This window comes from Streptomyces sp. NPDC002853, from assembly GCF_053591915.1.
In genome coordinates, this window is sequence record NZ_JBSFUS010000001.1 from 760558 (window position 1) to 773039 (window position 12482).

Consider the following 12482-nt stretch of genomic DNA (forward strand, 5'->3'; position numbering starts at 1 on the left):
GGCTCCTTAGGTTGCCGATATGCCACATAACGCAAGAGAACAGGCACGGTGAGCGCCGATGGGCGTACTCCGTGACCACCCCGAGCTCGCGCTGTTCGTCTGCCTCGCCCTGGGCTACCTCGTGGGCAAGGTACGCGTCGGCCCGATCACCCTGGGCGGCATCTGCGGCACGCTGATCGTCTCGCTGCTGCTCGGCGCCTGGGCGAAGGTCGTCGTCTCGGACGACGTCAAGACGATCTTCTTCGCGCTCTTCATCTTCGCCCTCGGCTATCTCGCGGGCCCCCAGTTCTTCTCCAACCTCAACCGCGAGAGCCTGCGCTTCTTCGCGCTCTGCGGGATCGAGCTCGTCTGTGTCCTGGGCATCGCGCTCGGCCTAGCCAAGGCCTTCGACCTGGACGTCGGCACCGCGTCGGGCATCCTGGCGGGCGCGGCCACCGAGTCGGCCGTCGTCGGCACGGCGACCGAGGCCATCGGCAAGCTGGACGGCCTCACCCCGGACCAGATCACCCAGTACCAGGGGCACGTCGCCACCGCGTACACGGTCTGCTACCTCTTCGGCCTGATCACCATCGTGCTCTACACCAGCCAGATCATGCCGATGATGCTGCGGATCAACCTGCGGGACGCCTCGCGCGAGCTGTGGGAGAAGATGCGAGGCGCGGGCGGCGGTCTGGAGTCCGACGAGCGCCAGGCGCTGCCGGGCATGGTCGGCCGCACCTATCTGGTGACCGCGGGCGACGGCAGGACCGTCGGCGATCTGGAGGCGGAGCTCGACGGGCGGGTCACCGTCGAGGCCGTCAAGCGCGGCAGCAAGCAGCTGACGCCCGCACCCGGCCTCGCGCTCACCCTCTCCGACCTGGTCCTGGTGGTCGGCCGCCGCGCCAACGTCATCGAGTCCGGGCACCTCATCGGCCCCGAGACCCCCGGCATCCCCGGCGTCGACACCCCGTTGGCCACCGCCCAGGTCGCCGTCACCGAGAAGGCGTCGGACGGCCTGAGCGTGGACGAGCTGCAGCGCGCGCACCCCGAGTTCATCAAGGACGGGGTCTACGTCACCGACGTACTGCGCGGCGATCAGCACCTGCCCGCGGCCGGCGGCACCACCGTGCGCCGCGGTGACGTGCTCACCCTGGTGGGTGCGCGCTCGGGCCTGAACAAGCTGGTCGCCAGGATCGGCGCCGTCGTCAAGAACGACGCCACCGACTTCATCTATCTGGGTCTCGGCATCGCGGCGGGCTCCCTGCTCGGGCAGGTCGTCGTGCACTTCGGCGACGTGCCCATGTCGCTCGGCACGGGCGGCGGCTGCCTGATCTCCGGGCTGCTCTTCGGCTGGTTCCGCTCCCGCAAGCAGACCTTCGGGGCGTTCCCGCCGCAGGCAGCCAACACCCTCAAGGACATGGGTCTGGCGATCTTCATCGCCTGTACGGGGCTCGTCTCGGGGCCGCAGGCCTGGCCGCTGCTCAAGCAGTACGGCGTGCTGCTTCCGTTCGCCGGGATCGCGATGGTCCTGGTGCCGGCGACGATCTCGCTGATCGTGGGCCGCAAGCTCCTGAAGATCGAGAAACCGCTCCTGATCGGCGCCATCGCGGGCCAGCAGTGCTCGACCCCGGCGATCACCTCCGTCACCCAGGTGGCCCAGAGCTCGGTCCCGCTGCTCGGCTACACGATCACCTACGCCCTCTCGAACTTCCTGCTCCCCCTGACCGGGCCGATCCTCGTCGGCGTACTAGGTGCCTGAGGCGGCGCACCCGGAGGGTAGAAAATGATCGACTTCCTCAACCGGAACATCTTCCAGCCCCACCCCGAGCTGCTCGTCTTCATCACCGTGGCGATCGGCTTCCTCTTCGGGAAACTGCGCTACAAGGCCATCGGCCTCGGCGCGGTCACCGGCTGTCTCATCGCGGGACTGCTGCTCGGGGCGCAGTTCAAGGTCGAGATCGACGGGACGGTGAAGAACCTCTTCTTCACGATGTTCCTCTTCGCCCTCGGCTACAAGGTCGGCCCGCAGTTCTTCCGCGGCCTGAAGAAGGACGGCCTGCCGCAGGTCCTGAACGCGGTCGTCGTCTGTGTGACCGGCCTCCTCGTCTGCTGGGCCTTCGCCGCGATGCTCGGCTACGGACCCGGGCTCTCGGCAGGGCTGCTCGGCGGGGCGCTCACGCAGTCCGCCGTCATCGGTGTCGCGGGTGACGCCATCTCCAATCTTCCGGGTCTGAGCTCCGCGCAGGTCAAGAGCGAGTCGAACCTGGTCGCCATCGGGTACGCCGTGACCTATCCGCTCGGCACGATCCTCTGCGCGATGCTGCTCGCCAACGTGCTGCCCAGGCTCTACCGGCGTGATCTGGCAGCCGAATCGGCGGCGCTGGCACGCGAGTTGGATGCCCCGGGCGCCAATCCCGACCTGGCCGAGGGCTACTACGAGGTCGTCCTGCGCGCCTACACCATCCAGCGCCCCGACCTCGCGGGACGCACCATCGAGGACTTCGAGAACCAGCAGCGCGAGCTGGGCCGCCGGGTCTACATCACCCGCGTACGCAGAGAAGGGAACATCCTCGACCATGACCAGCGGACCGCCCTGCGTGAGGGCGACGTCGTCGCACTGAGCGCACTGCGCGGCTCCCTCGTCGAGTTCGACCCCCGTACGCACATCGGCGCCGAGACCGATGACGTCGAACTCCTCGGCTACCAGACCGAGTCACTGCACGTGGTGGCCTCCGAGAAGAGCCAACTGGGCAAGAGCATCGCGGACCTGCGGCGCGAACCGTTCATGGTCGGGGTCTACGTCGACAAGCTGTACCGCTCCGGCGCCGAGTTCCCCTACCGCCTCACCACGAAGCTGGAGCGTGGCGACACCCTGATCCTCACCGGCCCCAAACGCCTGGTGGACCCGGCGGGCAAGGAGCTCGGCAAACCCGTGCCGACGTCCTTCGCCACCGACATGATCTGGGTGGGGCTCGGCATCTTCCTCGGCGGCTGCATCGGCATCCCGGCGCTCACCGCGGGCGGCGTGCCGATCTCGCTCTCCACCTCCGGCGGCGCGCTGATCATGGGGCTCGTCTTCGGGTGGATCCGCGGCAAGTACCCGACGTACGGCAACGTCCCGCCCGGCGCCCAGTGGTTCATGGACACCCTCGGGCTCTGCCTCTTCGTCGCCGTCGTCGGCATCAACGCCGGGCCCAGCTTCACCTCCGGCCTCTCGACCGCGGGCTGGGGGCTGCTCCTGTTCGGGGCGGTCGCCACGGTGATCCCGCTGATCGTCGGCTTCCTTTTCGGCCACTACGTACAGAAGATCCGCTTCCCGATCCTGATGGGCGTCCTCGCGGGCGGCCAGACGACCACCGCGGCGATCGGCGCGATCAACGAATCGTCGCGGTCCCAGATCCCGACGCTCGGCTACACGATCCCCTACGCCGTCGGAAACGTGCTCCTGACCATCTGGGGCGCCGTCATCGTCCTGCTCCACCACTGACCCCCCGCTCCCCCACGTGAGGAACGAGCCGTGCCCAAGACCACCTTCACCCGCGCGGAAATCCAGTCGTTCGCCCAGCTCAGCCCGTTCGAGCTGAAGGACAAGTTCATCCAGATCGCCCAGACGGTGCAGGCCGACAAGCCGGGGCAGAAGGAGACCTCCAGCGTTCAGATGCTGAACGCGGGACGCGGCAATCCCAACTGGATCGCCACGGGCCCCCGCGAGGCCTTCTACGCGCTCGGATACTTCGCCCTCTCCGAGTCCCGCCGCGTCTGGACCGCCGACGACCTCGGCGGCATGCCGGAGAAGGCGGGCGCCGGCGCCCGCTTCGACACCTTCGCGCACCGGCACCCGGACCTGCCCGGCATCGACCTGCTCCAGAAGTGCGTGGAGCACGCCATCGAGCGGTTCGGCTTCGACAAGGACGAGTTCGTGCACGAGCTGACGGACAGCTCGGTCGGCGACAACTACCCCGTGCCGGACCGGATGCTGAAGCACGCGGAGCAGATCGTGCGCGGCTACATCGCCGACGAGATGTTCGACAAGAAACCGCCGGCCGGCAATCTGTCGCTCTTCGCCACCGAGGGCGGCACAGCGGCGATGTGCTACATCTTCGACTCGCTCATGAAGAACGGCATCCTGCACAAGGGCGACAAGATCGCCCTGATGGTGCCGGTGTTCACGCCGTACATCGAGATTCCCGAGCTCGACACGTACGAGTTCGACGTGACGTACGTCGAGGCCGGCAAGTTCGCCGAGGAGGGCGTGCGGGAGTGGCGCTATCCGGAGGAGGAGGTCGCCAAGCTCGCCGACCCCGACATCAAGATGGTCTGCCTGGTCAATCCCTCCAACCCGCCCTCGCTCGCGCTGAGTCAGCGGGTCGCCGACCAGATCAAGAGAATCGTCGCCACGTCGAACCCGAACCTGCTGATCGTGACGGACGACGTGTACGGGACGTTCGTCGAGGGTTTCCGCTCCCTCGCCGCCGACCTGCCGCGCAACACGCTGCTCGTCTACTCGTACTCCAAGCACTACGGCGCCACCGGCTGGCGGCTCGGCGTGATCGGGCTGCACGACGACAACGTCATCGACGAGCTGATCGCGGCGCTGCCGCAGGCCGAGAAGGACCGGCTCGCCAAGCGGTACGGGACGCTGACGCTGGATCCCGCAAAGATCAAGTTCATCGACCGTCTCGTCGCCGACTCGCGCCAGGTGGCCCTGAACCACACCTCGGGGCTCTCGCTCCCCCAGCAGATGATGATGGCCCTGTTCTCCCTCTTCGACATGCTGGAGGAAGGACAGGCGTACAAGCGGCGCATCCGCGCGATCGTGCAGCGGCGGCTCGAACTCCTCCTGGAGGGAGCCGAGATGAAGATCTCGGACGATCCGCACCGGGCCGGCTACTACATCGAGCTCGATCTGCTCGCCGAGGCGGAACGCGTCCACGGCAAGGACTTCGCCGACTTCCTGGAGAAGAACTACGAGCCGGTCGACCCGCTGTTCCGGCTCGCCGAGCAGACCCATGTGGTCCTGCTGAACGGGGGCGGGTTCGAGGGCCCCGAGTGGTCGGTGCGCGTGTCGCTCGCCAATCTCGACGACCTCGACTACCTGAAGATCGGCCACCACCTGCGGGCGATCTTCCACGACTACGCGGCGGAGTGGCAGGCGAGCAGGGTCTGAGCATGAGTGGCGCCCCGACCGGGTGGGGGGAATGCCGGTCGAGGCGCCGTGGGGGGGGCGGTGGTTCAGGGGTTACTTGTAGGCGGCGAACGCCTTGGTGAAGGCCAGCGGCTCCTGCTCGATCGAGGAACAGGTGGGCTGCGCACCGTTGTTGGCGCCGCCCTCACAGGCCTTGTCGCGGGTCGAGGACCACATCGCGAGCCAGCCGAGACCCTTCTCCTCGGCGAACTTCACCAGCTCCGTGGCGTCGTCGACCTTGAAGATCTCGGTGGTGACGTCGTTGACGCCGATCATCGGGGTGACCGCGACGGTCTTCCACGCCGCCTCGTCGGAGAGGTCGAGGGCGCCCTTGATCTGCTTCTGCGTGGCGGTTGCCGCGTCGATGGCGTACTGGCCCATGTCGCCGCTGTAGGAGGGCCCGTAGTCCATCGCCATGATGTTGACTGCGGAGACCCGCACACCGTTCTTCCTGGCGTCCGCGACGAGGTCGACGCCCGGCTGGGTCAGCCCCTCGGGCATGACGGGCAGCGTGAACGAGACGTCCAGGCCCTCGTGGTCCTTCTGCAGCTGCGCGATGGCCTGGGCGCGGCGGGTGTTGGCGGCGGTCTCGGGCAAGGCCGCGCCCTCGATGTCGAAGTCGACCTTCGTCAGCTTGTACTTGTCGATGACCTTGCCGTACGCCTTGGCGAGCTCGTCGGCGCTGGAGCACTTGAGGCCCAGCTCGGAGCCCGCCGCGCCGCCGAAGGACACGCGTACGTCGCCGCCCTTGGCCCGCAGCGCTTCGATCTGCGAGGCGACCTTGTCGTCGTCGAGCCCGGTGGTGCCGCCCCACAGGGGCTCGCAGCTGCCGCCGGAGGTGATGAAGGCGAGGGTGAACTCCTTGACGCCGGTCTTGTCGGCGGTGTCGACGAGGTCGTACGCGGGGGCGAGCGAAGTGTCGACGAACGGGGCGAACTTGGCCTGGGCGGCCGCCTCGGCGGGGGTCTTCTCCGCAGGCGCCTTGGTCGCGAGGGCCGTTCCCGAGAAGAGGAAAGCGCCGCCGCCGACGAGGCCCGCGGCCACGAGCCCGCCTATGACCTTGGACCTGGCGCTCACCGTGCGTCGATGCGTGCTGCTCATCGCGTGCCTGCCTTAGCTGTGCGGGGGGTGGGGGTGCGTGCTGCACGTTAGCCTCGCGTGGGCGCGACATTGCGGGCAATTGGGGCTCTGCACTGGATCTTAGGGCGGGCTTAAGGGAGCGATCGGGGGCGTTTAATGGTGGGCTCCGGGGTGCTTCCGGGGGGCTCCGGGGTGCTCCCGGGTGCGAGCCGCGGACACCTTTCCGCGCTTCGCGCGGATCTTTTCCCGCTCACCCACTCGATTACCCCGCATCCGACTGTGAACGGAGCGCAGGTAGTTTCCGTCAAGGGGCCGGCTCGGGGTATCGGGTGGGTGGGCGGGAAACATCCGCCGCGAAGCGGCGGTTCAGGGCCTAGCCGACGCTCGGGGTGCGCTTTCGGCGGCGTACGGCGGCACCCCGATGCCCCCGCCCCCCGGCGACAGGCCGCCGCCCGTCCAGCTGGATCCAGATGCGGACCTCGGTCCCGCCCAGCACGGACCGCCCGATGCGCACGTCACCACCGGTGGACTCCGCCAGCTGCCGCACGATGTCGAGCCCCAGGCCGGTGGACCCGTCGGCTCCCGACCCCGCGCCCCGCGCCAACGCGGCCTCGGGGTCGGCGATCCCCGCCCCCGCGTCCGACACCAGGACGATCACCGCGTCCTCGCCGCTGTGCACGTCCACCGCGAACGCCGCACCCTCCCGCGTGTGCCGGAATACGTTGCCCAGCAACGCGTCCAGGGAGGCGACCAGTTCGGGGCGCGCCACCGGAATCCACACCGGCCGCTCCACACCCGCGACGCGTACCTCGCGCCCCTCGTCCTCCGCGAGCGCCGACCAGAAGGCCATGCGTTCCCGGATCACCTCGGAGGCGTCGCAGCCCGCGCCGGGCCCGACCGCGGCGGTCTGCGGCTTGGCGTCGCGCGCGGTGCGGATGATCGTGTCGACCTCGCGCTCCAGCTTCTCCACCGCGATCCGGGTCTGCTCGGCCGCGGGCCCGTCCCCCAGCGAGGCCGCGTTGAGCCGAAGGACCGTCAGCGGAGTACGCAGTCGGTGCGACAGGTCCGCCGCCAGTTCCCGCTCGTTCGCCAGGAGTTGGACCACCTGGTCGGCCATCGAGTTGAACGCCACGGCGGCCAGGCGCAGTTCCTTCGGCCCCTCCTCCGGGACCCTCGCCCCCAGCTTCCCCTCGCCGAGGGACTGCGTGGCGCCCACGAGCCGCTTGGCGGGCTGCACCATGCGTACGCCGAGCCGGTCGGCCACCGCCACGGACCCGATGATCAGCGCGACGCCGACGCCCGCGAGCACCAGCCAGGCCGTGGTCACGCCGTTGCTGACCGCGCCCTCCGGCACGAAGATCTCGACGACGGCGATCTGGCCGGAGCTGAGCGCCGTCGGCTGGAGCAGCGCGAAGCCGCCGTCGACCGTCGTCGTCCGCGCCCGGCCCTCCTTGCGTGTGGTCTCCACCGCGTCCGCGTCCGCCCGCCGGTCGCCGATCTCCAGGGCGGGCGCCTTGTCGACGGACGGCACGTACACGGCCATGCGGCCCTCGCCGCCCGCCTCGGACGTGGCGACGGCCCGGGTCAGCTGATCGCGGTCGGTGGTGATGGAGAGCGTGGGGCCCATGCCGGCCGCGTGCCGCTCGGCGTTCGAGAAGGCCCTGTCCCGCGCCATCTCCTGGATGACCAGGCCGAGCGGCACCGCGAAGGCGACCACGACCATCGTCGTGACGGCCAGGCACACCTTGACGAGCGCCCACCTCACAGCGGTGGCTCCAGCTTGACGCCGACACCCCGCAGCGTGTGCAGATAACGCGGCCGCGCGGCCGTTTCGCCCAGCTTCCTGCGCAGCCACGACAGATGTACGTCGATGGTCTGGTCGTCCCCGTAACTCTGCTGCCACACCTCGGCGAGCAGCTCCTTGCGCGGTACGACTACACCGGGCCGCCCGGCGAGGAACGCGAGCAGATCGAACTCGCGCCGGGTCAGATCGAGCCGCGCCCCGTCCAGCTCTGCCTGGCGGCGCAGCGGATCGATGGCGAGCCCGCCGACGCGTATCTCCCGGCTCGGCGGGGCCTCGCCCGCCGGGACGCGCGAGCGGCGCAGGACGGCCGCCATCCGCGCCGAGAGGTGCTCGACGGAGAACGGCTTGGTCAGGTAGTCGTCGGCGCCGTCGTTCAGGAGCCTGACGATCTCGGTCTCGTCGTCGCGCGCGGTGGCGATGATCACGGGGACGTCGGTGATCCCGCGGAGCATCTTCAATGCCTCGGAACCGTCCAGATCGGGCAGACCGAGGTCCAGGATCACCACGTCGAACCGGAAATGGGCCACCTCGCGCAGCGCCTCCAGGGCCGTGCCGACGCTGCGCACGGTGTGCGATGCCTCGGTCAGATGCCGGATGAGAGCGGAGCGTACGAACTGGTCATCCTCGACGACGAGCACACTTGCCATGGGCGGCACCGTACGCCATGTGAGTGACCCCGGTCCTCCTGGGACGCCGAGGGGCCCGGTGGTGCAGTATGGCTCGCGATGCGCAGAGGACTCATACACGCAATGGCTTGGTCGCTCGCCACGGGCGCGGCGGTCACGCTTTCCTGGTGGGGTGTCCACACGGTCATGGCGGGCACCGCCTACGACCCGCCGCGTGCCGTGCCACTGGCCGCCGACGGCGACCGTGCCGAGCCGCTCTCCTCCTCCACGCACCGCCCGGACCCGGCGCCGACCCCGACGCCCTCTAAGACGAAGAAGCCCCCGGCGTCGTCAAAGTCCTCGAAGCCCCCCGAGAGCGAGCCGTCGAAGACGCGGACGAGCAAGCCGAGCAGCCCCTCCACCCCCGCCGCCGCACCGGGCAACGTGAAGAGCTACTCATCCGAGGGCGGCCGGGTCGTCTTCGACCTGGGCAAGGACTCCGCGACGCTGGTGTCGGCGACCCCGGCGGCGGGCTGGTCGGTGCAGGTGTGGAAGCAGGACACCTGGATCCGGGTGGAGTTCACGTCGGGCGCCGACAAGGTCTCGGTGTTCTGCACGTGGCACGACCACGCCCCGGCGGTCGAGATCAACGAGTACTGACCGGCCGGGTCAGTTCATGGGCCGGTTCAGCGGAACACCGAGGGCGGCGGCGCCGGTGACGCCACCGCGCTCGCGTCCGTGACCGCTGCCGCTCCCCCGCTGAAGTCGATGAGCGCCCTGCCGTGCTCGACCCGGGCCGGATGCGAGTCCCCCGCGCTGCGCCGCGTCAGCTCGGCGATCGGCAGCGGCAGGCCGGAGGCGACGAGCACCGCGTTGCCGAAGCGCTTGCCGCGAAGGACCGCGGGGTCGGCGATGAGCGCGAGCTCCGGGAAGAGCGTGGCGGCGGTGGCGAGCTGGCCGCGCAGATGCGCCAGCGGCGGCCCGTCGGCGAGATTGGCGGCGTAGAACCCGTTGGGCCTCAGGACCCTGCGTACGTCACCGAGGAACTCGGCGCTGGTGAGGTGGGCGGGGGTGCGGGCGCCGCTGAAGACGTCGGCGATGACGAGGTCCGCCCAGCCGTCCGCGATCTTCGCGAGCCCTTCGCGGGCGTCGGTGCCGCGCACCCTGACCCGGGCCTGCGGGTCCAAGGGCAGTTCGCGGCGCACGAGTTGGATGAGCGCCGTGTCGCGCTCGATGACCTGCTGGGTGGAGCGGGGGCGGGTCGCGGCTATGTAGCGGGCGAGGGTGAAGGCTCCGCCGCCCAGGTGCAGGGCCTGGACCGGCTTGCCAGGCGGCGCGACCAGGTCGGCGACGTGGCCGAGCCTGCGCTGGTACTCGAAGTCGAGATACGCCGGGTCGTCGAGGTCCACGTGGGACTGCGGGGCGCCGTCCACGAGCAGCGTCCACGCGCGCGGCCTGTCCCGGTCGGGCATCAGCTCGGCGAGCCCCCCGTCAACCTCCTCGACGACGGCTTGCGCCTCTTCCCGGGACCGCCTGTTCCTTGCCATCGGACCATTATCGGCGTACGCGCGGTGCGCGGCCCGATGACCTTGGAGAACCGCTTCTGCCGGGCTCAGCGGCAGTTGTCGGCGGCCTCGATCGTGCGGGCCGCCTTGCCGAGCGCCTCGCGCAGGACTGCGGGGTCGGTGACCGGGTCGGTCTCGTCGGGGGGCAGCAGCCAGCCGGTGCCCGCGACCGGGGGCGGCGGGGGTGCGGGCGCCGGTTCGGCGTGCGCGCGGATGCCGCGGCCGAAGGTCTGCGTACACGCGCTGCCCGGCAGGTCCCAGCACTCGGCGGTGCCGGGCGGCACCAGGAAGCCGAGGGTGTCGCAGCTGCCGTCGTGCAGGACGGGGCCGACCGCGTCGTCGCCCGCCCCGCGGCGCAGGATGTCGACCGCTTCGAGTCCCTGGCGGGCCGGGACGGTGACGAGATCGCAGAAGTCGGCGGGCTCGGGGGGCCGGGCGCCCTGCCGTGGTGGTGCGCTGCGCTCCTGCGACGGCAGGTGCCGTGCCGTGGTCAGCGATGCCCTCGCTTCGCCGTTCTGCACGCCGATCTCCGACAAGCCGATCTCCGACAAGGGGACCCCTCCTCGCAAGGGCGGAAGCCGCGTCGCTCCCTCTCCGCATGGTTCAACGCGGCAGGGCGTCAACGGCTACGGCGCAATGCCGCCGCAAAGGATGGCACTTCATGGCGGATCGTGGGTGAGATATCCGGTTTGTAGCCAAACTCTGCGTGCCGGACCCATGACAGCGGGTACGTTCGTGCTCCGCCGGAACAGGGGCAGTATCGCCGAATCCGCAGGATTCAGCGCAATCCGGCACGATCCGTACGAGAGGGTCAGGCCATGGCGTCGTCACCGATGGCATCGTCAACTCCGTCCCCACGACCGAACCTTCGCTTCAGGCAGCTGCGCGGACAGCGCTCTCCGGGCGAGTTCGCCGCCTTGATCCGGCGGGCCGCTCGCGAGATCGGTGAGCGCGTCAGCTGCGACGCCCGTTACATCGGACGCGTCGAGGCGGGCGAGATCCGCTGTCCCAACTACGCCTACGAGCGGGTGTTCCTGCACATGTTCCCCGGCCGGACACTGACGGATCTGGGGTTCGCGCCCCGTTCCACAGTGCGCGGGCGGGGGGCGCGCGCCAAGTCCGGGGCGCCCGCATCACACACCACGATCCAGCTGTATGAGTCTCCCCCGTCCGGGCCGCTGAGCCCCGAACTGCACGAGTGCGACCCGTACGAGATCCAGAGTCACGAGGAGATCGACGTGCGGCGTCGCGCATTCATGAGCGGTACGGCCACGGTGGCCGCCGCCTCACTGGGGCCCTTCGGGCTCGCCGACACGAGTCCGGCCCAGGCCACCGCGCAGCGCGGCGGCCGGCCGGGCGAGGCCGAGGCGACCGCGGTCGAGGAGGCCGTGCGCAGGATCCGGCTGCTCGACGACCGGCACGGCGCCGACGGCCTCTACCGGCGCGCGTCCGCCCCGCTGCGGACCGCATACGCCCTCCTTGACGCGGGCACGACCCGCCAGCCGATGGCGGACCGGCTCTACACGGGCGCGGGGGAACTGTCCATCTCCGTGGGGTGGTTGGCGCACGACTCGGGCCGCTTCGACGACGCCCGCTCGCACTACGCGGAGGCGCTCGCGACGGCCCGCATGGCCGGCGACCCGGCCCTGGAGGCGCACGCCTTCTGCAACACGGCCTTCCTCGCGCGCGATGCCGGGCGGCCCCGGGAGGCGGTGCGGGCGGCCCAGGCGGCCACCCGGGCCGCCCGGCAACTCGCGTCACCGCGGCTGCTCTCGCTCCTCGCGCTGCGGGAGGGCGGCGGCTGGGCGGGGCTCGGGGACCGGGCCGGCTGCGAACGCTCGCTCGTCCGCGCCCACGCCCTGTTCGACCGTGGCCCGGCGGACTCCGACCCGGAGTGGATGACCTTCTACGGGCCCGCCGAGCTGGAAGTCCTCGAGGCGCAGTGCTGGTCGGCGCTCGGCGACTGGGAGCGGGCGGCCCGGCACGCACGGCGGGCGGCGGGCATCGCGTCGGCGCAGACCCCGCAGTTCACCCGCAACATCGCCCTCTACACCGCGGAGCTCGCCGACGACCTGGCCCGCGCGGGCCGTCCGGACGAGGCCGCGACGGCGGGCATGCGGGTGCTCGGGCTGCTCGACGAGGTGCAGTCCTCACGCATCCAGGCGATGCTCGCCACGACGGCCCGGGTGCTGCTTCCGCACCGGCGGGCCTCGGGGGTGTGCGGCTTCCTGGAGCGGCACGCGTCGCTGCCGCGGGCCGTCTAG

General features: G+C 70.4%; 9 protein-coding genes and 1 pseudogene. 5 read left to right on the top strand and 5 right to left on the bottom strand.

Features of this window, described 5'->3' with window-relative positions; genetic code table 11:
* The first annotated feature begins 58 nt into the window (after positions 1–58).
* From aspT (ACWD02_RS03320) to ACWD02_RS03330, 3 genes are read left to right on the top strand one after another with little or no spacing between them, the layout of a single operon-like run.
* Positions 59–1738 carry an aspartate-alanine antiporter gene (aspT, locus tag ACWD02_RS03320; RefSeq protein ID WP_451203908.1) on the top strand — a complete coding sequence of 560 codons (1680 nt, stop codon included), beginning with the start codon at positions 59–61 and terminating at the stop codon, positions 1736–1738.
* A gap of 24 nt (positions 1739–1762) precedes the next feature.
* A complete protein-coding gene (gene aspT / locus ACWD02_RS03325) occupies positions 1763–3466 on the top strand; it encodes an aspartate-alanine antiporter (protein WP_451203910.1) in 1704 nt (567 codons plus the stop codon).
* 30 nt (positions 3467–3496) lie between these two features.
* Positions 3497–5146, top strand: coding sequence for a bifunctional aspartate transaminase/aspartate 4-decarboxylase (locus tag ACWD02_RS03330; protein ID WP_451203912.1), 1650 nt, complete (start codon positions 3497–3499; stop codon positions 5144–5146).
* 72 nt (positions 5147–5218) lie between these two features.
* Here the strand turns inward: ACWD02_RS03330 and ACWD02_RS03335 are convergent.
* From ACWD02_RS03335 to ACWD02_RS03345, 3 genes and pseudogenes are all read right to left on the bottom strand, one after another.
* Positions 5219–6109, bottom strand: a pseudogene (locus ACWD02_RS03335) (chitinase); the annotation flags it as partial.
* Positions 6110–6617: 508 nt separating this feature from the next.
* Positions 6618–8009 (bottom strand): sensor histidine kinase, encoded by a 1392-nt coding sequence (locus tag ACWD02_RS03340; RefSeq protein ID WP_451203914.1) that lies wholly within the window; start codon positions 8007–8009, stop codon positions 6618–6620.
* Entirely contained in the window at positions 8006–8695 is a 690-nt protein-coding gene (locus tag ACWD02_RS03345; RefSeq protein ID WP_363211347.1) for a response regulator transcription factor, read from the bottom strand. Before ACWD02_RS03345 ends, ACWD02_RS03340 begins: the two co-directional genes overlap by 4 nt.
* A 78-nt stretch (positions 8696–8773) precedes the next feature.
* Here ACWD02_RS03345 and ACWD02_RS03350 point away from each other — a divergent pair, with 78 nt between their 5' ends.
* Positions 8774–9313, top strand: a complete 540-nt coding sequence (locus ACWD02_RS03350; protein ID WP_451203917.1) for a hypothetical protein — start codon at positions 8774–8776, stop codon at positions 9311–9313.
* A 26-nt stretch (positions 9314–9339) separates the two neighbouring features.
* On the opposite strand, the gene ACWD02_RS03355 is transcribed toward ACWD02_RS03350, so the two are convergent.
* Together ACWD02_RS03355 and ACWD02_RS03360 are read right to left on the bottom strand one after the other, a co-directional pair.
* Positions 9340–10200: a spermidine synthase gene (locus ACWD02_RS03355; protein ID WP_451203919.1), complete on the bottom strand. Its 861-nt coding sequence runs from the start codon at positions 10198–10200 to the stop codon at positions 9340–9342.
* A gap of 65 nt (positions 10201–10265) precedes the next feature.
* Positions 10266–10769, bottom strand: a complete 504-nt coding sequence (locus ACWD02_RS03360; protein WP_451203920.1) for a hypothetical protein — start codon at positions 10767–10769, stop codon at positions 10266–10268.
* A 267-nt stretch (positions 10770–11036) separates the two neighbouring features.
* Between ACWD02_RS03360 and ACWD02_RS03365 the strand changes: the two genes are divergently transcribed.
* On the top strand, positions 11037–12482 hold the full coding sequence (locus ACWD02_RS03365) for a tetratricopeptide repeat protein (protein WP_451203922.1): 1446 nt from the start codon (positions 11037–11039) through the stop codon (positions 12480–12482).